Annotated in this window: 13 protein-coding genes; 9 read left to right on the top strand and 4 right to left on the bottom strand. The window is 41.5% G+C overall.

The window, feature by feature from the left end:
• The 7 genes from ftsH to BLQ05_RS09940 all read left to right on the top strand — a co-directional run bounded on the left by ftsH (position 1) and on the right by BLQ05_RS09940 (position 5,765).
• The gene (gene ftsH / locus BLQ05_RS09970; protein WP_023575733.1) at positions 1-1,935 is read left to right on the top strand and encodes an ATP-dependent zinc metalloprotease FtsH; all 1,935 of its coding nucleotides are present in this window, start codon (positions 1-3) and stop codon (positions 1,933-1,935) included.
• A 113-nt stretch (positions 1,936-2,048) separates the two neighbouring features.
• Positions 2,049-2,651, top strand: coding sequence for a hypothetical protein (locus tag BLQ05_RS09965; RefSeq protein WP_023575732.1), 603 nt, complete (start codon positions 2,049-2,051; stop codon positions 2,649-2,651).
• Between the two features lies 1 nt (position 2,652).
• The gene (locus tag BLQ05_RS09960; RefSeq protein WP_023575731.1) at positions 2,653-3,471 is read left to right on the top strand and encodes a phosphatidate cytidylyltransferase; all 819 of its coding nucleotides are present in this window, start codon (positions 2,653-2,655) and stop codon (positions 3,469-3,471) included.
• On the top strand, positions 3,452-4,111 hold the full coding sequence (locus tag BLQ05_RS09955; protein ID WP_035654116.1) for a phosphatidylserine decarboxylase family protein: 660 nt from the start codon (positions 3,452-3,454) through the stop codon (positions 4,109-4,111). The genes BLQ05_RS09960 and BLQ05_RS09955 overlap by 20 nt, the downstream gene beginning before the upstream one ends.
• A 3-nt stretch (positions 4,112-4,114) precedes the next feature.
• Positions 4,115-4,396, top strand: coding sequence for an acyl-CoA-binding protein (locus tag BLQ05_RS09950; protein ID WP_023575729.1), 282 nt, complete (start codon positions 4,115-4,117; stop codon positions 4,394-4,396).
• A gap of 33 nt (positions 4,397-4,429) precedes the next feature.
• Positions 4,430-5,215, top strand: a complete 786-nt coding sequence (locus BLQ05_RS09945) for a superoxide dismutase (protein WP_023575728.1) — start codon at positions 4,430-4,432, stop codon at positions 5,213-5,215.
• Between the two features lie 100 nt (positions 5,216-5,315).
• The gene (locus tag BLQ05_RS09940; protein WP_023575727.1) at positions 5,316-5,765 is read left to right on the top strand and encodes a PepSY-like domain-containing protein; all 450 of its coding nucleotides are present in this window, start codon (positions 5,316-5,318) and stop codon (positions 5,763-5,765) included.
• A gap of 54 nt (positions 5,766-5,819) precedes the next feature.
• Here the strand turns inward: BLQ05_RS09940 and BLQ05_RS09935 are convergent, their stop codons facing one another.
• Positions 5,820-8,450 (bottom strand): valine--tRNA ligase, encoded by a 2,631-nt coding sequence (locus BLQ05_RS09935; protein ID WP_023575726.1) that lies wholly within the window; start codon positions 8,448-8,450, stop codon positions 5,820-5,822.
• A gap of 365 nt (positions 8,451-8,815) precedes the next feature.
• On the opposite strand from BLQ05_RS09935, the gene BLQ05_RS09930 reads away from it, so the two are divergent.
• Positions 8,816-9,250: a DUF1573 domain-containing protein gene (locus tag BLQ05_RS09930; protein WP_023575725.1), complete on the top strand. Its 435-nt coding sequence runs from the start codon at positions 8,816-8,818 to the stop codon at positions 9,248-9,250.
• Positions 9,251-9,297: 47 nt separating this feature from the next.
• Here BLQ05_RS09930 and BLQ05_RS09925 read toward each other — a convergent pair whose 3' ends face one another.
• The gene (locus BLQ05_RS09925) at positions 9,298-10,614 is read right to left on the bottom strand and encodes a PDZ domain-containing protein (RefSeq protein WP_023575724.1); all 1,317 of its coding nucleotides are present in this window, start codon (positions 10,612-10,614) and stop codon (positions 9,298-9,300) included.
• Positions 10,615-10,742: 128 nt separating this feature from the next.
• Between BLQ05_RS09925 and BLQ05_RS09920 the strand changes: the two genes are divergently transcribed.
• Positions 10,743-11,933 carry a pyridoxal phosphate-dependent aminotransferase gene (locus BLQ05_RS09920; RefSeq protein ID WP_023575723.1) on the top strand — a complete coding sequence of 397 codons (1,191 nt, stop codon included), beginning with the start codon at positions 10,743-10,745 and terminating at the stop codon, positions 11,931-11,933.
• A 244-nt stretch (positions 11,934-12,177) separates the two neighbouring features.
• Here the strand turns inward: BLQ05_RS09920 and BLQ05_RS09915 are convergent, their stop codons facing one another.
• Both BLQ05_RS09915 and BLQ05_RS09910 read right to left on the bottom strand, forming a co-directional pair.
• On the bottom strand, positions 12,178-19,080 hold the full coding sequence (locus BLQ05_RS09915; protein WP_023575722.1) for an Ig-like domain-containing protein: 6,903 nt from the start codon (positions 19,078-19,080) through the stop codon (positions 12,178-12,180).
• 157 nt (positions 19,081-19,237) lie between these two features.
• On the bottom strand, positions 19,238-22,012 hold a 2,775-nt coding region (locus BLQ05_RS09910; protein WP_143000942.1), incomplete at its 5' end, for a PKD-like domain-containing protein.

Below are 22,012 nucleotides of genomic sequence, written 5' to 3'. Positions count from 1 at the left end.
ATGTCAAAAGATAAAAAACCAAATCCTACCAAAATTAAGGTAAGTCCATGGATTATCTATGGTGCGGTACTTCTAATTTTAGTTACGATACAATTAGTTTCAAGCGGTTCCAATTTTCAGGAAGTCCGCCCTACTTCATTGTCCAAATTTTACCAATATTTAGATTCCGGTCAGGTAAGCAAAGTGGTTTTTAATAAAACGACTGCTAAAGTTTATCTGAAAAAGGAAGCTTTAAAAAGTAAAACACATGACAAGGTTGAAAAACAAACCATTTTAGGAAAAGAAAATGTAGGTCCTCACTATTCTTTGGATATCGGAAATCCCGAACTGTTCCAAAAGAAGTTGGATGAAGCCCGTACTGGCGGAAAATTAAGTGATTATTCATCGGAACCCGAAAGCAATTGGGGCGATATCCTAATCAATTTCCTTCCGCTGATCATCATTATCGGATTCTGGATTTTCATGATGCGCAGAATGTCAGGTGGTGGTGCCGGTGGCGGTGGCGGACAAATTTTTTCTATCGGAAAATCGAAAGCCAAATTATTTGACGAAAAGACCGATGTTAAAACCACGTTTAAAGATGTTGCCGGATTAGAAGGTGCCAAAGAAGAGATTCAGGAAATCGTTGAATTCTTAAAACACCCTGAAAAATATACCGAAATTGGAGGTAAGATTCCAAAAGGTGCATTATTGGTTGGTCCTCCGGGAACCGGTAAAACCTTATTAGCGAAAGCCGTTGCGGGTGAAGCACAAGTACCTTTCTTCTCCCTATCCGGATCGGATTTCGTGGAAATGTTCGTAGGTGTCGGAGCTTCCCGTGTACGTGACTTATTCAAACAGGCTAAAGAAAAATCACCATCTATCATTTTCATTGATGAGATTGATGCCGTAGGTCGTGCTCGTGGTAAAAACAACATGTCAGGATCGAACGACGAACGTGAAAATACGTTGAATCAGTTATTAACGGAAATGGATGGTTTCGGAACCAATACACACGTAATTGTATTGGCAGCCACCAACCGTGCCGATGTTTTAGACAAGGCGTTAATGCGTGCCGGACGTTTTGACAGACAGATTTATGTCGACTTACCGGACATCCGTGAGCGTAAAGAAATTTTTGAAGTACACCTGAAACCTTTGAAAAAATCAGAGGAACTTGATACCGAATTCTTAGCAAAACAAACACCGGGATTCTCGGGTGCGGATATTGCCAACGTTTGTAACGAATCGGCTTTAATTGCAGCAAGAAAAGGCAAAAAAGCGGTGGACAAACAAGATTTTCTTGATGCCGTTGACCGAATTGTAGGCGGATTGGAAAAGAAAAACAAAATCGTTACACCGGAAGAAAAACGCGCTATTGCGATTCACGAAGCCGGCCATGCCACCGTTAGTTGGATGCTGGAACATGCTGCTCCACTGGTAAAAGTAACCATTGTGCCACGTGGCCAGAGTTTAGGAGCTGCCTGGTATTTACCGGAAGAGCGCTTGATTGTTCGTCCGGAACAAATGCTGGATGAAATGTGTGCTACTATGGGTGGTCGTGCCGCAGAGAAAGTGGTGTTCAATAAAATTTCAACCGGAGCATTGAGTGATTTGGAAAAAGTAACCAAACAAGCCCGTGCAATGGTAACAATTTACGGTTTGAACGATAAATTAGGAAACATTACCTACTACGATTCTTCGGGTCAGAGTGATTACAATTTCTCTAAACCGTATTCGGAAGAAACGGCTCAGGTAATTGATAAGGAAATCTCCGGTTTGATTGAAAACGAGTATCAGAGAGCGATTCAGATTCTAAATGAAAACCGCGATAAATTAATGCAATTGGCGGACATTTTGATTGAAAAAGAAGTGATTTTCAAAGATGACCTTGAAACTATTTTTGGGAAGCGTCCTTTCGAAAAATCAGAGAGTGAAGCAATTACAGAAATGTAATATTTTATTTTAATAAAAATTTAGAAAAATCTTAAGGCAATTGTACGATTGAATTAAGATTTTTTTATCTTTGAGTGTTTTCAAACGCAAAATTTCGAGATTTTATATAATTTATGAATCTTTTCAGAAAATTTTTTGGTGCCGCTTCAGAAGGTTCTCATGATGATAAAGAAGGTGAATTAAGCCCTTATCATCCGGAGCCTCAAATGCCCATAGACGAACTTTTTACATTCAACTTCAAAAAAAACGGGGGTAAGTTTTTGTATTGCGAAAACTTAAACGAAGTGCACGATAATTTCGAAAGCATTTTAGAAGAAAATGATTGGTTTGAAAAAGAAGTGATGTGTCTGGAACCAAAACTTTTCAGCCTGTTGGATGAAAATAAATTAAACTACACAAATCCTAAAAACCCAACATTTTTACTGGCTTCCTGTGAAAATCTGATTGCCGATGAAGGTTCTATTCTATTCTCTTCAAACCAAATCAGACAAAACAAACCCAATGATTTACCTTCCCATATCGTAATTCTTGCCACAACCAGTCAGATTATCGGCAACAAAAGTGATGGTTTGCGCGAAATCAAAAAACGATACGACAAAGAATACCCTACCAACATCACTACTTTCAAATATTTTGAAAAGGCAAAAGAAGAGGACTTTTTACAGTACGGAAGTTGTCCTAAAAACTTATATTTGCTTCTTTTAGAAGACTTATAGTATGCATGAAAGTGTAACAAGAACCCTCTCGGGTTTACTTTATATTTTACTTCTTGTTTCAGCAACATTATATTCTGAATACAGTTTCTCGCTGCTTTTTGGCATTTTCATGTTTATCACGGTATCCGAATTCTGTAAACTGACTCACCTAAACCAAAACCTTCCCGTTCTCTTAGCATTGGGAAGTTATATCCTTTTTGTCTTTTTTAATAAAAACAACTTCACAACAGACATTTTACTTAACCTGGCAGCCCTTTTTGTGTCTGTCAATCTGATTGTTGATCTGTTCACTGAAAAACTGAAACCCAAGTCGGATCGCAACTCAAAATACGTTACCTTGTTTGGTTACATCATTCTGCCATTTGTCTTATTGATGAAGATCCCGAATATCGGACCACATTTTAATCCGAAAATCATAATCGGTATTTTTATTCTTATTTGGGTGAACGATACCTTTGCTTATATTGTTGGAAAATCCATTGGGAAACATAAACTTTTCGAGCGCATTTCACCCAAAAAAACCATCGAGGGTTTTATTGGCGGATTGATTTTCACCATGCTTGGCAGTTACGTTTTAAGCATGTATTTTACTTTCTTTTCCCCCATGGTTTGGATTTGCACCGGTTTGATTGTTGGGTTCTTCGGGACTATAGGTGATTTAATCGAATCGAAATTCAAACGTACAGCAGGAGTAAAAGACAGCGGAAAAATCATGCCGGGCCATGGAGGTATTCTAGATCGGTTGGATAGTGTTATATTTGCAATACCATTTCTTTATTTGTTTTATCAAATCTTAAACTATGTTCATACAATTTCATAAAGAGGGAGCTAAAATTATTTTAGGAACAACAATTGCTGTAGTAGCGGTTGTATTTTTAGCGGATGCTTTCATTCCGGTTTTCTGGCTGAAAAAAGCAGTTCAGATTTTTGCATTATTCATGTTAATCATGGTATTGCAGTTTTTCCGAAATCCAAAACGTGTAGTAGCCATAAATGACAATCATGTTATTGCTCCCGTGGACGGAAAAGTAGTGGTAATTGAAGAAGTGTTCGAACCGGAATATTTCAAAGAGAAACGTTTGATGGTGTCAATTTTCATGTCACCAATTAATGTTCACGTTACACGTTATGCCGTAAACGGGTTGGTAAAATACAGCAAATACCATCCTGGAAAATATTTAGTGGCATGGCATCCAAAAGCCAGCGAAGAAAACGAAAGAACAACAGTAGTTGTTGAAAACCGTGTTTTCGGTGAAATTTTATACCGCCAGATTGCCGGTGCTTTGGCACGACGCATTGTAAACTATGCACAAGAAGGGATGCAGGTTGTTCAGGGAACGGATGCCGGTTTCATTAAATTTGGTTCGAGAGTAGATTTATACTTACCTTTAGGTACCCAAGTTAATGTAAAACTTAACCAGAAAGCCGTTGGCGGAAAAACCATCATTGCCATTAAATAAACAATGGAGAAAGATTTAGACACCTTATTTGATGAAGCGTTTGAAAATGCGCAATTGATCCCGCAGTCTTCCGTTCCGATAGATTTGCAGTTGATATTGTACGGCCTTTACAAACAAGCCACTTCCAATAATTCGGATCGTTTTTATTTCCGACAGGAATCGCAAAATCTACGAAGTGCTTTTAAACTCAACGCCTGGATGCAGGTAAATCACATTTCACCGGAAGAAGCAAAAAAACAATATATCGAGATTATTAATAAACTCATGAAAGAACGAAATTTGTAAAAAGGTTTCGTTTTTTCTTTTAAACTAATTACCATGAAAATTCAAAAGTTCGCCTTACTCAGTTTTGCATTCTTAACGTTAATTGCGTGCCGACAAAAAAACAATCTGGAAGAAGTGATTCAGATTCCCGAACCGGAAGCACAGGAAACCCAATCGGTTTACGGAAATCCGGCCGATGTGAAAGCCGAAAAAGGTAAATTCAAAATGCGTGGCTTAACTTATGCCTACAACGCTTTAGAACCCTATATGGATGCACGAACCATGGAAATTCACTATTCGCGTCATCATTTGAGTTACTGTAACAATTTAAACAAAGCCATTGCCGGTTCCGATTTGGAGCAATGGAGCCTGGAAGACATCTTAAAAAAATCGGATCCGAACAATATGGCGATTCGTAACAATGCCGGAGGCTATTACAATCATAATCTATATTGGGAAGTAATGGCTCCTAAAGCCGGCGGTCAACCTAAAGACAGTCTGGCAGCAGCCATCAATCGTGATTTTGGTAATTATGACACCTTTAAAGCACAATTTGTTGACGCGGCAGGAAAACAGTTTGGCTCCGGATGGGCTTGGCTGGTTGTGGATAAAACGGGTAAATTGATGGTTGGAAGTACGCCTAACCAAGACAACCCGTTAATGCCGGACATGCCCATTTCAGGAATGCCGATCCTGGCACTTGATGTTTGGGAACATGCCTATTATTTAAAATACCAAAACAAACGAGGGGAATACATCTCAGCTTTCTTCAATGTGGTAAATTGGACCGCTGTGGAGAAAAAGTATCTGGAAGCCATGAAACGCGTGGTGAAGCAATAATCCTTGACATCATAATCAAACGAGAATCCGTTCTGCTTTTGCAGAACGGATTTTTTGTATTCAAACTAAAAAGATTATATTTAACTATAAAACATAAAACATGAAATCAATTCTAATATTCATAGCTACTGCAATGCTTAACACCACCGCATTCGCACAAAAAATAACAGAAAATAAAATTCCTACCGCTGTCTTAGTAAGTTTTAAAACCAAATTCCCGGCTGCAACAAAAACAACTTGGGAAATGGAAAACAAAAGCGAATATGAAGCCGAATTCATGATTGACAGAACAAAACATTCCGCTAAGTTTACCAAATCCGGAAAATGGATGGAAACCGAAACCGAAATCAAAATTGCGGAATTACCAAAAGAAGTTAGTCAAACCATCGCAAAAGAATTTGCAGGTTTTAGCGTTGAGAAAGCCAATATGGCCGAAACCTCAAATAATGGAACCGTTTATAAAGTGAAAGTAAAAAAAGGCAAAGAGATTTATAATGTAACGGTAACCGCTTCAGGCAAAACACTGAAAAAAGTTATTGAAAAAAAATAACAATTAACCTTCTTCATATAATAAAAAAGCCCCGAAATTCGGGGCTTTTATTTTTTATTTCAAACTCATTAAGCTCTGTTCAATCGTGGCGATTTTTGCCAAAGCATCGGCTTCTTTTTTGCGTTCCATTTCGATTACTTTCTCCGGTGCACCGGCTACGAATTTCTCGTTAGACAGTTTTGCCTGAACCGATTTCAGGAAACCTTTGTTGTAATTCAACTCTTCGGTTAACTTCGCAATTTCAGCATCGATATCGATATTTCCGGTAATCGGAATAAAGTACTCGTTGGATTTCACACGATATGACAAAGCACCATCCACTTTTTCGGAAACGTATTCCAATGACGTGATATTTCCTAATTTGGTAATTACCGAATCAAAATAAGCAGACGCTTTTTCGTTATTCACCACTTTCAATTCAATAGTGTCCTTGAACGGAATGTTTTTGTCTTTTCTGATCGTACGCACTCCTGAAATCACTTCCGTAGCAAAATCAAAATCGGCAATTAAGACTTCGTTATACGATTTTGCTTTTGGCCATTCCGCTACGATTAAAGCCTGTTCCGGAGTTCTTTCGGCGATGTGCTGCCAGATTTCTTCCGTTAAGAACGGCATGAAAGGATGCAACAATTTCAGATTCGTTTCCAGCATTTCAATTGCCTTGTCGAAAGTGGCACGGTCAATCGGTTGTTGGTAACCCGGTTTAATCATTTCCAGGAACCACGAACAGAAATCGTCCCAAACCAATTTGTATGTTGCCATTAAAGCATCTGAAATTCTGTATTTTTCGAAGTTATCTTCAATTTCCGCTAAGGTTCTTTGCAATTTCGCTTCGTACCATTCGATGGCCACTTTCGAAGATTCCGGTTGCGCGATATCGGCAACCTCCCACCCTTTTATCAATCGGAACGCATTCCAGATTTTATTGGCGAATCCTTTACCTTGGTTGCACAATTCTTCATCGAATAAAATATCATTTCCTGCCGAAGCACTTAATAGTAATCCGCAACGAACCCCATCAGCACCGAATTTCTCGATTAAGCCTAACGGTTCCGGAGAATTTCCAAGTGATTTTGACATTTTACGACCTTGTTTGTCACGAACCAAACCGGTCAGATACACGTTATTGAATGGCTTTTCACCGGCGTATTCGTAACCGGCGATAATCATACGGGCTACCCAGAAGAATAAGATATCCGGACCGGTTACCAAATCATTCGTCGGGTAATAGTATTTGAAATCTTCGTTCTCCGGATCCATGATGCCGCCGAAAACAGCCATTGGCCATAACCATGACGAGAACCAGGTATCCAACGCATCGGCGTCTTGTTTTAAATCGGAAATCTGTAACGAAGCGTTTCCTGTTTTTTGTTTTGCCAATTCCAAAGCTTCCGCAGGCGTTTCCGCAACCACGAAATCCTCTTTTCCTTCGCCGTAGAAATACGCCGGAATCTGTTGCCCCCACCATAACTGACGGGAAATGTTCCAGTCGCGGATGTTTTCCATCCAATGACGGTAGGTATTATTGAAACGGGACGGATACAATTTCACTTCTTCGGTTTCCAAAACGGCTTTGATGGCCGGTTTTACCAACTCTTCCATGCTTAAGAACCACTGATCGGATAATCTTGGTTCGATTACCGCTTTGGTTCTTTCGGAAGTACCCACTTTGTTTAAATAGTTTTCCGTTTTAGCTAAAGCGCCGATAGTTTCCAGTTCTTTGGAAATTTCTTCACGCACCACGAAACGGTCTTTTCCGGCATAATGCAATCCGAAAGAATTTAACGTTGCATCTTCATTGAAAATATCGATGATTTCCAGATGGTGCTTGTTACCCAATTCCTTATCATTCATATCGTGTGCCGGTGTTACTTTCAAACATCCGGTTCCGAATTCTACGTCTACATATTCGTCTTCGATGATTGGGATTACTCTGCCGCAAATTGGAACAATGGCTTTTTTACCTTTCAGATGGGCGAAACGTTCGTCGTTTGGATTGATACAGATGGCAGTATCCCCGAAAATCGTTTCCGGACGTGTCGTTGCCACTGTTAAGAATTCCTGACTTCCTTCAATTTGATACTTGATGAAATATAATTTTCCTTGTCTTTCCTCGAAAATCACTTCTTCGTCCGACAAGGTTGTTTTTGCTTCCGGATCCCAGTTTACCATTCGGTACCCACGGTAAATCAATCCTTTATTGTACAAATCCACGAAGGAACGGATTACGGATGCCGACATGTCCGGATCCATGGTAAATTTCGTTCTGTCCCAGTCGCAGGAACAACCCAATTGCTTTAACTGCTCCAAAATGGTGCCTCCGTATTTCTCGGTCCACTCCCACGCATGTTTTAAGAACTCTTCACGGGACAAATCGTTTTTATTGATGCCTTCTGCTTTTAATTTGGCGACCACTTTCGCTTCGGTTGCGATTGAGGCGTGATCCGTTCCCGGAACCCAACAGGCATTAAACCCTTTTAAACGGGCACGACGGATTAATACATCCTGAATCGTATTGTTCAGCATGTGCCCCATATGCAGTACTCCGGTCACATTGGGTGGCGGGATTACTATGGTGTATGGGGTTCTGTGGTCGGGTTTGGAATGAAAATAGTTGTTCTTCATCCAGTAATCGTACCACTTTTGTTCTGCTGCTTTCGCTTCAAATTGCGCCGGAATTGTCATATTCGTTTATTTCGGTTATTTGGTTATACGGATTCAATCGAGTTGTCCCGCAATGATTTTCTTAGTTTAAGTTTACAAAAATGCGAATAGTTTCCTTACTAGCCCCGATGGCAGTGGAAATCCTTTCCTTTCGTTACTCTTAACGAAAGGAAAGATTGTAACGTACAGCGGGAAAATGGTTTACGGAAAAACCCGAAACTTTCGCTCCTGATTGCCACGTTTTCTCGCAATGACAACTTTGGTATGCTTTTTGTAATTATATCTGCAAAAATAGCTATAACTGAGCAAATAAAAAAAGAGCGTTAAATTATTTGTTCATTTATTAAAACAATGTAATTTTACGATAACTATTAAAACTTAAAAAGATGAAAAAATTATTAGGATTAGTTGCAATTTTAGCATTTAGCGTTGCATCGTATGCCCAAAAAGGACCGAAGATAGAGTTCAAAGCAAAAGACAACACTATTGATTACGGAACTGTTTCTAAAGATTCGGACAATGGAATGAGAACTTTCGAGTTCACCAATACGGGTGATGCTCCTCTGATCATTACCAATGTACAGTCTACTTGTGGATGTACGGTTCCATCTAAACCAACTGAGCCGATTATGCCTGGCAAAACAGGAAAAATTGATGTGAAATACAACATGAATCCCGGTAGAATTTCTAAAACAATCACCGTGGAGTCGAATGCGGTAAACTATGAAGGTGGTAAAGTAGCGTTACGTATCAAAGGAGAAGTAATTGTGAAAGAAGAGAAAAATGTACTTGAAAAACAAAAAGTAGGACCGCAATCGTAACCAACTTTACATAAAATAGGAAGTCCCCGTGAAAGCGGGGACTTTTTTTATAATAACTTTTTAAGTTTGAATTCCATTTTCTTTCGAACGCCTTTTCTTTCAATCTCAATTTCTATTGATTTGCCGTCTTCTGCCTGAAGCATTTCATCTATTTTTTGCTTGTTAAGGTTACTGACGTTTTTCCTGTCGATTCTCAAAAGCTTATCGCCGGTTAACAGTCCGGCCATTTCCGCAGGCGAATTTTTACGAACCGAAGCAATTACATAAACCGGCTTTAAAGTGAATTTATATTTCAGATTACTGTTCTCAAATATCAAGTCATTCACATTAAGCATATTTCCTGGTTTAGAGTCCCTTACTAACTCTTCCTTCACCCATTCGATACCGCCATGTTGGACTTCAATTCCGCTCATATTGTAATTAAACGGATCGTCGTAAAAAATACTCTTTTTTAAAAACAATTGTTCTCCTTTATAATCCATAATCATGGAAAACCGTTTAAGCATCGCGCCTCCCAGAGAACCGTTTCTGTTTTTGATTAACCGTAACTGCTTGTACGAAGCGGTGTCCGGATAGGAAACCAAAGGCGATTTGAATCGGAACTTGGAAAACGCAATTTCATCCAGTCGTGATTTTTTCCCAAAGACGGTTCCTCCGATTCCTTCACCCAAAACGTCTTCAAAATAATTGGAATTGGATTTAATCTTGTCATTTTCAAACAACCACAAACCGTCACCCAAACCCGTATCCACCAACAGTTTCAAATCCAGCTCCTTATCGTCCAGCCTGGCACGGACATTCAGGTAGGCCCTGTCATTTACCACGCTTATAGGCAAAGGAGTAAACGATTTTATCCTGCTTTTATTCAGAATTTTTCTGTCCTTGTAAATGGTTACCTTTTTTTTCTGATAATCGATTTCGATGATGTTGTTCTTAAAAAATGAATAGCCTAAAATTCCGTTTACCGGGATACCGATACGGGAAGAAAAATTCAGACTCTCATCCAAAATAACCAGTAAATCAAACCCTTTATTGACATACCCACTCACATTGGCGGTGTTTTTATCCGAAAAAATGCCTTCTGCCATTTCTTCATTCCCCAGTCCGGAAATTTTTATCTTTTTGGTATTGTAAAGCTGAATGGTGTCGTTTTCAGGAAAACTGAAAATAAGAGAGGGTTCGGAACCCGAATCCAAAAGCATGTTTAATTTCGTGTTGTTTATTTCAACCGGAATGATAATCAGATTGTCTACAAACGTAAAAGGAACCGTAATTTTCTCTTTGTCCGATTCCCATTGAAAACCAGTTTGTCCATAGTAGTTAAGACTGACAAAAAGCAAAAAGACTAAATAAATTAATCTCATAAAATAGTTATTTTGTGAAAATTACTACATAAATATTTAATTTCCTAAAACTTTAAAAAATTAATAACAAATCGAATTACATAGTTTCTAAAAAATATTGCAAATTTGTATCTCAAAATAAACAAACCATGCCTAAAATTTCGTTAAAAGGCCAACAAATGCCTGAATCACCAATTCGTAAATTGGTTCCTTACGCAGAAATCGCAAAAAAGAAAGGTCATAAAGTATATCATTTGAATATCGGTCAGCCCGATATCAAAACACCGGAAGTAGCTTTAAATGCTGTAAAAAATGCCGATATTACGGTTTTGGAATACAGCCATTCCGCAGGTTTTGAAAGCTACAGAACCAAATTGGCGGCTTACTATCAGAAACAAGGACTGCCAATAAATACTGCGGATATCATTATCACAACCGGAGGATCCGAAGCCTTACTTTTCGCCATGGGAAGTACGATGGACGCCGACGATGAAATCATCATTCCGGAGCCTTTCTATGCGAACTACAATGGTTTTTCAACTGCATCGGGAGTAAAAGTGGTACCGGTAATTTCAACAATCGATACCGGATTCGCCTTACCTCCTATTGCCGATTTCGAAAAACTGATCACGCCAAAAACAAAAGCGATTCTAATCTGTAATCCGGGAAATCCAACCGGTTATTTGTATTCACAGGAAGAAATCATGCAATTGGCCGAATTGGTAAAAAAACACGATTTGTTTTTAATCGCAGACGAAGTATACCGTGAATTCGCTTATGACGGTTTTGTACACCATTCGGTGATGAACGTTCCCGGACTGGAAGAACACGCTATCATGATTGATTCGGTTTCCAAACGTTTCAGTATGTGTGGTGCCCGTATCGGATGTATAGTTTCCAAGAACAAAGAAGTAATGGCAACGGCCATGAAATTTGCACAGGCCCGATTGAGCCCGCCAACCTACGCACAAATTGCCAGTGAAGCGGCTTTAGACACACCTCAAAGCTATTTTGATGATGTGATTACCGAATACAAAGACCGTCGCGATACCTTAATCGCCGAGTTGAATAAAATTGAAGGTGTAAAAGTGGCTACTCCAAAAGGCGCTTTCTACTGCATAGCAAAACTTCCGGTAAAAAATGCCGATGACTTCGCACAGTGGTTATTGGAGTCGTATGATTTTAACGGAGAAACGGTTATGGTTGCACCGGCCGCCGGATTCTATTCCACCAAAGGCGTTGGATTGGACGAAGTACGAATCGCTTACGTTTTGAAAAAGGAAGATTTAATCAAATCCGTTCAGATATTAAAAGAAGCCTTAAAAGCTTACAACAACTAAAAAGAAAGCCTCTGTTAAAAGAGGCTTTTTTATTTTAAGGAGCTACACGTTTGGTGTTTCATAACAACCCTCTACCTGCTGTCCGCTGTATTTTTTGTTCCGATAGCTATCGGAACAAAAAGATGCCGCTCCCATCAGGGCTATAAAACAAATGCCGCTGCCTTAACCCCTCTTTTTTGGAAACACCTTAAAAAAAAACATCCCGTTGTTATAACGGGATATTTTTTTATTGAAATTTTTCTGATTATCGTTTCATTGAGAAGTGGGCTTTGAATAATTTCTCCACACCATTCTCCAAATATTTAACCGTGAACCAGTAATCCGTAGATGGTAATAACTGTCCGTTATACGTTCCATCCCATCCTGTACCTGCCGGCACCATCTGTTTGATTAATTTACCGTAGCGGTCATAAATATGAATCTCGGCATTTGGCTGAATTCCCTCTAAAGACCAGATGTTCCAGGTATCGTTATACCCATCACCGTTTGGTGTAAAGAAGTGCGGATAACCAATTGTTAAAATATTGGTAATCACTATATCCGTACAACCATTGATATCCTGAACCGTTACAGTGTGCTCTCCCGGTAAAACATTAGGGAACACGTTACTGGTCTGGAACGGACCTCCGTCCAAACTGTACTGATAACTTCCGTTTCCAACCACACTTACCGTGATGGACTGGCTGTCTTCAAAATAATTACTAACATAAGCCGTTGCGCTTTGCGCCGGATTCGATTCCACCACATCAATAATCAATACATTGGAACAACCCGGTGTTATCGTACTCACGATAGAAACCGTATACTGACCCGCTTGGGTAGCCGTATACGAACTCCCCGTACCGATAACCGTTGTCAGATCCGTTCCGAAATACCATTGGAAGTCATGAGTCGCTTCGCTTAAACCGGTGTTCATCGGATATCCGTAAATCAAACTGCCTGTTCCCGCATCAATACATACCATTCCGTCAGGAATATCAGCGGTAGGTAGCGGATGAACCGTAAAGGTAATTGTAATCGGAGTTCCGTTACATCCGTTAGCCGATGGTGTAACTGTATAGGTTACTGTTCCTATGGCATTACCGGTAGTTTGCAATTGCTGACTTACCGTTTGCGGATTCCCGTTACCACTGCCGTCAAAAGCACCACTCACCCCTTGTTGATTCACCGTCCAGGTAAATGTGGTGCCGGGAATATTAGGTGTCAGTGAGAACTCTGCATTAGCACCACTGCAAATTACGGTAGTACCCGGACTACCAAATACTTCCGGTGTCGGATTCACGGTTACCGGTACAGTAATTGGATCGCCGACACATCCGTTCACTACAGGCGTAATCGTATAGATTGCCGTACGAGGTGTTGATCCTGTTATTGATAACGTCTGGTTAATCAGAGCTCCATTTCCGGAAGCTGCACCAAAAACACCGTTAGGAACAACCGTCCAACTGAATGTGGTTCCTGCAACATTACTGCTCAACACTATATTCGTATTCGTTCCCGAACAAATTGTTTCTGATGGAGGAGTTGCTGTTACTATTGGCTTCGGATAAACCGATACCGTAACCGTTTTCGTAATTCCCTGACATCCGTTATTCATTGGTGTAATAGCATACACTAACTGTCCTACGGTATTTCCGGAAGCAACCAAAACATCTGCAATGACATTTCCTGTTCCGCTTGTTCCACCTGTTACACCACCTGTCTGAACAACGTTCCAGCTAAATGTTGTAGCCGCATTATTACTTGATAACAGAATGTTTGTTGTCTCTCCTGAACAAATCGATTGCGCGAGAGGGTTGGTATTTACAACTGGAATCGGAGTAACAGTTACTGTCACGGTAGTTGGTGTGCCAACGCAAGAACCAACTGACGGTGTTATGGTATAAGTTACTGTTCCGGTTGTAGTTCCGGCTGTAAGCACCTGTGATATTATATTTCCTGAGCCATTGGAAGCGCCCGTTACACCACCCGTTTGAGTATAAGTCCAAGTGAAAGTGGTATTAGGAACTGTTCCTGTTAATTGAATGCCTGTTGATAGCCCTGAACATAAAGAAACCGTTGCAGGAGCAGTAACTGTAGGTGTTTGTACTACCGTCACTATAGCTGAACCGCTTAAAGACTGTGTACAGTTTGGAGCGGTACCGGCAATAACGTTAACCAATGCATACGTAGTATCTGCGTTTAAAGCCCCCGTATTAACCGGAGTACTTCCTCCCGCACCGATTACTACTGTCTGAATTCCTCCTCCGTTAACGGTATATTCAACTGTTGCTCCCGGAGTACCCGAGAAGGTAATCGTTGTTGAGGAATTATTACAAATTGTAGTGGTACCTGAGATCAATGCTGTAGGCTGAGGAGCAATATTCACAACCACCGATTGAGATAATGTTCCGGTACATCCCGAGCCGGTAGATACACTTACCAATTGATATGTTGTTTGCACCGATAAGCTAGCCGTAGCAAATGTTACAGTTCCAGACGCTGGTAAATTAACAGAAGACGAAGCTCCGTTCACGGTATAGTTAACCGTAGTATTTGGAGTTCCTGTAATAGTAATATTAGCTGTTGTTCCGCTACAGATTGTTGACGGTCCTGTAATTGCGATTGTTGCTGTCGGTGTCGGTAAAACGTTTAAAATCGCAGTACCTGAACATCCGTTTGCATCTGTAAAAGTAATAGTTGTTGCTCCAACCGCTACTCCTGTTACTAATCCTGTTGCATTTACTGTAGCCACTGCAGTATTGGATGAAGTCCATGCATTTGCTGCCGCAGGAGTTCCTGAACCTGACAGTTGCGTAGTACCACCCACACAAGCCGATAACGTTCCCGATATGGTTGGCGAAGCGTTTACGGTAAATACTGCCGTAATCTGACATCCGTTATTATTCGTATAAGTGATGGTTGTTGTACCTGCCGAAACACCGGTAACCAAGCCTGCCGCACTTATTGTAGCTACAGCTGTATTTGAAGAAGTCCAAGCATTTGCTGCTGCCGGTGAAGGCGAGCCGGTTAATTGTCTTGTGGCGCCGATACAAGCCGATAAAGTGCCGCTGATAGTTGGCAATGCATTAACAGTAACGGCTCTTGTATTGGAACATCCGTTAGCATCAGTAAAAGTGATTGTAGCAATTCCTGCTGAAACCCCTGTTACAAGTCCACTACCATTCACGGTAGCTATCGCTGTATTTGAGGAACTCCACGCATTTGTAGCTGCTGGTGTTCCCGTACCTGATAACTGTGTTGTCCCGTTAATACATATAGCATTAGGGCCGGATACCGTAGGTAATGCATTTACGGTAAATGTTACCGAACCAGAACATCCGTTTGTATTGGTATAGGTTATAGTTGTTGTTCCTGCTGAAATGCCGGTAACCAATCCTGTTGCAGCATTAATTGTTGCCACAGCGGTATTCGATGATGTCCAGGCATTAACTGCTGCCGGAGTTCCTGTACCTGATAAAAGCGAAGTTCCATTGATACAAGCAGACAGCGTTCCTGATATTGTTGGCAATGTATTTACTGTAAACACAGCCGTAATCGAACATCCGTTTGCATTTGTATACGTGATTGTTGTTGTACCTGAAGCAACTCCGGTAACCACACCCGTTGTTGCATTAATTGTAGCCACTGCTGTATTGGAAGATGTCCAAGCATTTGTAGCTGCAGGGGTAGCTGAACCAGTCAAAGTACTTGTTCCTGCTGGGCAAGCAGATAAGGTTCCGCTAATTGTTGGTAATGCGTTAACAGTTACTACAACCGTAGCTGTACATCCAAGATTGTTAGTATATGTAATTGTTGTTGTTCCTGCTGAAACTCCGCTTACAACACCACTGCCGTTAACGGTAGCTACCGCAGTATTCGAAGAAGTCCAAGCATTTGTTGCAGCTGGTGTACCGGTACCTGTTAATGTAGTTGAACCATTGGCACAAATAACGTTAATTCCTGAAATTGTAGGTAAAGCATTTATGGTTACGGTTACTGTTCTAAAACAACCATCGTCATTGGTATATGTAATATTCGCGGTTCCTACTGAAACTCCGGTAACTAATCCTGAAGCATTTACAGTTGCCACAGCTGTATTTGAAGATACCCATGGATTAACCGGATGAGGCGTTCCCGCTCCTGTCAATAATGTTGTAGATCCTACACAAGCAGACAAGGTTCCGGTTACGTTTGGAGTCGGACAACTACATGTAACTGTTTCCGTCTGTACGCACACCGGTCCAACTGCCGATACTGTAAATGTTATAGGTAATCCATTGGTAACTACATAAAGTGAACTCGGACTGACTTGACTTCCAGTGATGGTTGGACCTCCGTTAATGGAATAACTGTAATTGAAAGTCATTACAATCGTATTACCAGAGGAATCGACAATATTCGACCAGTCCATATAAATCGCATTAGGATAAGTCGGATTATTATTATAAGGTCCGCAATATAAATTTAAAAGACTTCCACTCGGAGTTGTTGTAACAGTTGCAGTTGCAGAACATCCATTGATGTCCGTATAAGTGATTACTGAAGATCCGGCACCTGTGAAAGTCACCAATCCAGATGCGTTAACAGTTGCAACTGCAGCATTTGATGATGTCCATGGATTAAGTGCAGCCGGAGTTCCTGAACCTGTTAATTGAGTGGTTGTCCCAATACATCCAGATAACGTTCCGCTAATTGTTGGTAATGCATTAACCGTAACATTTATTGTATTTGCACATCCGTTAACATCCGTAAAAGTGATTGTAGCGGCACCTGCTGAAACACCGGTTACCACACCACTTCCGTTCACGGTAGCAACTGCTGTATTGGATGATGTCCATGCATTAACCGCCGCCGGTGTTCCTGTACCCGTTAAAGAAGTAGTACCATTAACACAAATAACATTTGGTCCAGAAACCGTTGGTAACGCATTTACAGTGAATACTACGGCACGCGAACATCCGTTCACATCTGTATAAGTTATTGTTGTTGTTCCCGCTGAAACTCCGGTAACCAATCCTGTTGCAGCATTAATTGTTGCCACTCCTGTATTGGAAGACGTCCAGGCATTTGCTGCTGCAGGAGTTCCGGTAGCAGTTAATAACGACGTTGCATTCTGACAAGCAGATAGGACTCCACTGATTGTTGGCAACGGATTAACGGTAAATGTAGCTGTAATAAAACATCCGTTATTATCAGTATAAGTAATGGTTGTTGTACCTGCTGAAACTGCCGTAACCAATCCACTTGCATCAACTGTAGCAACTGCCGTTGTAGATGAAGTCCAAGGATTTGAAGTCGCAGGTGTTCCGCTACCCGTCAATTGTGACGTAGCGTTTTGACACGCTGACAACGTTCCACTAATTGTTGGTAAGGCATTAATAGTAACGATCCCACTAGCTGAAGCACTCGAACAATTGGTTCCCGTATCTGTAATTATTACGCTATAAGTACCTGCAGTTGCGGTTGAAAAACTTGGTGTGTTTCCAGGATCTGTTGCTCCAGAAGGAACCGTCCATGAATATACGTATGCTCCCGCGGAACCTGGTGTGGCTGTAATTGTGGCATTATTTCCTGCACAAACAGTAGGGCTATCAACAGTTACTGTAGGCAAAGGATTTATCGTCACAACCCCTGAAGCACTACTACTTGACAAACCACTAACCGTATCGGTTATGATTACACTATATGTGCCCGCCACTGTTGTTGAAAAAGAAGGAACGCTGCCTGGGTCAGGAAATCCTGCAGGAACGGTCCACGTGTAGGTATAAGTACCCGGTATTAGAGGAGTGGCCGTTACAGTTGCTGATGTGCCCTGACAAACTTCCGGACTGTTAACAGTAACCGAAGGTGTTGCCCCACACGGAATCAAATTAAATAATTGAACTTTTCTACAGGCAAAAGAACTGAAAAAATCTTCCACAGCAACCCAAATCGGTTGTCCCAAACTAAAATAGTTAGAAAGCATCCCGGCAGGTATTTCAGCATCATTAAGGCCATTTGCACTTGCCTCTGTAGTGTGATAACTGATAACGTACTGAGAAGGATTCAGCGAAGCCATAACTGTAGGCGTATTTTGTGTTAAATCAAAGAAATTATCACAATCAGAATCCGTTATATTAGAAGGTGTACCGGTTTGGATATCGGTTATGGTAACCGTTACATCATCCGATACCGTATAATTCAAACCACAAATAGTATATGTTGCCTCTACCGTATAAGTAGTGGTCGCTGTTGGGTATACCGTCGGACTTTGGCCTGTACCCACAATATTCCCTAATGGGTCTTTCCAAACAAAAGTTACTGGAACTGGAGCACCGGCTGTTGGTGTAAATCGCCATGCTTCCGGTGATGTAGCCGGAACTGCCCACGATCCTGTATTTCGTCCTGGAGGAGTAAACCCAACCGAACCGGCATTATTTTGAATACCTAAGACCGCTCTACCGCCTTGCCATGAACAGGTATTATTTCTTTTAATAACATAAACATCAATGATATTAGTTCCTTCATACATCACTATCTGACTGGATTGTCTCACAGTAGAACATGAAAAATTCGGAACCTCATTCATACTGAATATAAATGCTCTATTAGGATAAGTACCGTCAACATAATAATTAATATTAGTCGCAGGTATGGGTGAATTACTTGGATCAGTATCCTGAAACACTCCATGAATCGCATTCAGATAAGGAGCATTGGATGCACCAGGATTAAATGGAATTGGCTGAGAAAGGGTATAACCCGCACCACTTCCGGGTGTATAAACCCCACCGGGAACAGCAAACGGACCCGAACCTATACTGAAACTTATTACTCCATTCGTATTAAGTAAACACTTAGAATAGGTATTCCCAAAAAAACAAAAATTAAATGGTGTCGTCCCAGCTCCTTTCAAATCAATTACCTGCGACCAAGTATCGTCTGTAACAAGTGAAGTCGAAAAGGGAGGATTGGTACTGAAGGGGCTATTAGGAGGTATCGAAGAAACGGTATATCCGTTTGTATTAAAAGCATTCACATAGGTACAATTCAATGTAACCGCTGTTCCTGCCTGACAGATTTCAGAAGTCCCTCCTGCCGTCACCCCTAAGTTCACCTGGGCCCTTCCATCAAAAACAAACAGTACTAACCCTAAAAATAAAAGAAAAAGGTAATTATTTTTCATCTTTTGAAATTTAAACCATAAAACGCAAAAATAGCACATCTTAGTATTAAAATTAAATTTTATACCACTAAACGTCAAACAAATTTCAATTAATTTGTTATTTATACAAAAAAAGCCGCCCAAAGGCGACTTTTTAATAATATGATTGTGTTAATTCTTAACGTTTCATCGAGAAATGCGCTTTGAAAATTCGCTCCTCTTTGTTTACACCGTCTTTGAATTTAACGGTAAACCAGTAATCGGTTGATGGTAAAAGTTCTCCGTTATAGGTTCCGTTCCACCCTTCTCCCACAGGACTGATCTGTTTGATAAACTTACCATAACGGTCAAAGATCATGATCTCTGCATTAGGCTGGTCTTGTAAATCCCAAATATTCCATGTTTCGTTGTATCCGTCTCCGTTTGGTGTGAAGAAATGCGGATACCCAATCACGTATATCGTTTGTGTCAAATCGGTACAGCCGTCAAGATCAATCACATGAACCTCATGCAAGCCCGGTAAGATTCCCGTAAACTCATTCGAAGTCTGATAAGCCCCACCATCCAGTTGGTATTGATAGTTACCCGATCCTCCTGTTACGATAGCCGTAATGGTCGGATTGTTACTGAAGGCTTCATTTACATATAAGTTTAAGGCGCTTGCCGGATTCGACTCCGTTACATCAACGATGATCACATTGGAACATCCCGGCGCGGTCGTACTCACAATCGAAACCGTATACTGACCCGCTTGGGTAGCCGTATACGAACTGCCCGTACCGATAACCGTTGTCAGATCCGTTCCGAAATACCATTGGAAGTCATGAGTCGCGTCGCTTAAACCGGTATTCATAGGATATCCGTAAATCAAACTGCCTGTTCCCGCATCAACACATACCATTCCGTCAGGAATATCAGCGGTAGGTAGCGGATGAACCGTAAAGGTAATTGTAATCGGAGTTCCGTCACACCCGTTAGCCGATGGCGTAACAGTATAGGTTACTGTTCCTATGGCATTACCGGTGGTTTGCAATTGCTGACTTACCGTTTGCGGATTACCGTTACCACTGCCGTCAAAAGCACCACTCACCCCTTGTTGATTCACCGTCCAGGTAAATGTGGTACCAGGAATATTAGGTGTCAGTGAGAACTCCGCATTATCGCCGCTACAGATTACCGTTCTTAAAGGCGTACCGAATACTTCCGGTGTCGGATTCACGGTAACTGTTACCGTTATCGGAGTACCCGTACATCCGTTTGCCGATGGCGTAATAATATAGGTTGCCGTTTGCGGAACCGAGCCTGTTATCGTTAACGTCTGGTTGATTACCGAACCACTGCCGGAAACCGCTCCGAAAACACCAGTATGAATCACCGACCAGGTAAATGTGGTGTTCGGTAAATTACCGGTCAACACAATATTGGTAGCGGTTCCTGAACAGATTGTTGAACTTGAAGGATTCGCGGTTACAACCGGAATCGGATTCACATTCACAATTACCGTTACCGGTATTCCCTCACATCCGTTAACAACCGGTGTAATGGTGTATACCGCCTGCCCCTGAACATTACCGGTAGCCGTTAACATCTGGGAAATCGATGTTCCCGTTCCGTTACTGGCTCCTGTGGCATACGTTTGAACAACATTCCAGTTATACACCGTGTTAGGCAAACTGCTGGCAAAAGTAATAGTAGCCGTTTCTCCGGAACAGATATTAGAGGAAACAGCCGTTGCCGTCATTGTTACTTTTGGAGTTACAGTTACCTGAATGGTAAGCGGCGCTCCCGCACATCCGTTATACATAGGAGTTACCGTATAAACAACGGTTCCTATAGCGGCACCTGTTGTAGTCAATAACTGAGAAATCATGTTACCACTACCGTTTGAAGCTCCCGTCACCCCTGTCTGAACCACTGTCCAAGAATAAGTGGTCCCTGTGATAGTACTGCTTAATGTTATTCCTGTAGACTGTCCCGAACAAATCATTTCCGAAGCCGGTGTTGCGGTAACAACCGGGGCAGGATTAACTGTTATTGTCACGTCTATTGGAGATCCGATACATCCGTTGGCAACCGGTGTAACAGTATACACTGCGGTTCCCGGTGTAATCCCTGTTGTGGTTAGTGTTTGCGAAATGGCAGCGCCACCCCCATTTGCAGCTCCTGTAACACCTGTCTGAACTACCGTCCAAGTATAGGTTGTCCCGGCTACAGCACTTGACAAAGCAATATTATTTGCCGTTCCCGAACAAATCGTCTGTGAAGAAGGAGTTGCTATGGCATTCGGAATCGGAGTAACTGTTATTGTAACCGTCATCGGAGTTCCAGTACAACCGTTGGCCGTTGGAGTAACCGTATAAACTGCGGTTCCTGAAACAGATCCGGTTGCGGTTAATGTCTGTACAATTGTATTTCCGCTACCATTTGATGCTCCGCTTACTCCCGTCTGAACTACTGTCCAGGCATAAGTGGTACCGCTTACCGCACTTGACAAGGCAATATTGGTAGCCGTAGCTGAACAAATCGTTTGTGAAGCTGGAGTTGCTATCGCATTTGGCGTAGGATTAACCGTTATGGTAACCGTTATTGGGGTTCCGGCACATCCGTTAGCCGTTGGCGTTATCGTATAAACCGCTGTACCTGAAACAAATCCGGTTGCAGTTAATGTCTGAATAATTGAATTTCCGTTGCCGTTTGATGCTCCGCTCACCCCTGTTTGAACTACTGTCCAGGCATAAGTGGTACCACTTACCGCACTTGACAAGGCAATATTGGTAGCCGTAGCTGAACAAATCGTCTGTGAAGCTGGAGTTGCTATTGCATTCGGAACCTGGTAAATCGTCACACTGGTCGTTACAGGAACTGCCGCACAACCGCCACTGGCCGGAATCGTGTACGTTACCGTATACGTACCTGCCGTACTCGTGCTTGGGGTAATCGCTCCCGTAGCAGC

Origin of the sequence: Flavobacterium saliperosum, assembly GCF_900100625.1 — a bacterium.
Taxonomy (GTDB): Bacteria; Bacteroidota; Bacteroidia; order Flavobacteriales; family Flavobacteriaceae; genus Flavobacterium; species Flavobacterium saliperosum.
The sequence above is the reverse complement of the archived record's forward strand: the minus strand, read 5'-3'. Positions and strand labels throughout refer to the sequence as shown.

Bases quoted from the DNA above. Each gene is read 5' to 3' on its own strand.
- BLQ05_RS09945 (WP_023575728.1), top strand. From the start codon at position 4,430: ATGAAAATTCAAAAGTTCGCCTTACTCAGTTTTGCATTCTTAACGTTA.
- BLQ05_RS09950 (WP_023575729.1), top strand. From the start codon at position 4,115: ATGGAGAAAGATTTAGACACCTTATTTGATGAAGCGTTTGAAAATGCG.
- BLQ05_RS09955 (WP_035654116.1), top strand. From the start codon at position 3,452: ATGTTCATACAATTTCATAAAGAGGGAGCTAAAATTATTTTAGGAACA.
- BLQ05_RS09935 (WP_023575726.1), bottom strand. From the start codon at position 8,450: ATGACAATTCCGGCGCAATTTGAAGCGAAAGCAGCAGAACAAAAGTGG.
- BLQ05_RS09940 (WP_023575727.1), top strand. From the start codon at position 5,316: ATGAAATCAATTCTAATATTCATAGCTACTGCAATGCTTAACACCACC.
- BLQ05_RS09920 (WP_023575723.1), top strand. From the start codon at position 10,743: ATGCCTAAAATTTCGTTAAAAGGCCAACAAATGCCTGAATCACCAATT.
- ftsH (WP_023575733.1), top strand. From the start codon at position 1: ATGTCAAAAGATAAAAAACCAAATCCTACCAAAATTAAGGTAAGTCCA.
- BLQ05_RS09915 (WP_023575722.1), bottom strand. From the start codon at position 19,080: ATGAAAAATAATTACCTTTTTCTTTTATTTTTAGGGTTAGTACTGTTT.
- BLQ05_RS09930 (WP_023575725.1), top strand. From the start codon at position 8,816: ATGAAAAAATTATTAGGATTAGTTGCAATTTTAGCATTTAGCGTTGCA.
- BLQ05_RS09925 (WP_023575724.1), bottom strand. From the start codon at position 10,614: ATGAGATTAATTTATTTAGTCTTTTTGCTTTTTGTCAGTCTTAACTAC.
- BLQ05_RS09960 (WP_023575731.1), top strand. From the start codon at position 2,653: ATGCATGAAAGTGTAACAAGAACCCTCTCGGGTTTACTTTATATTTTA.
- BLQ05_RS09965 (WP_023575732.1), top strand. From the start codon at position 2,049: ATGAATCTTTTCAGAAAATTTTTTGGTGCCGCTTCAGAAGGTTCTCAT.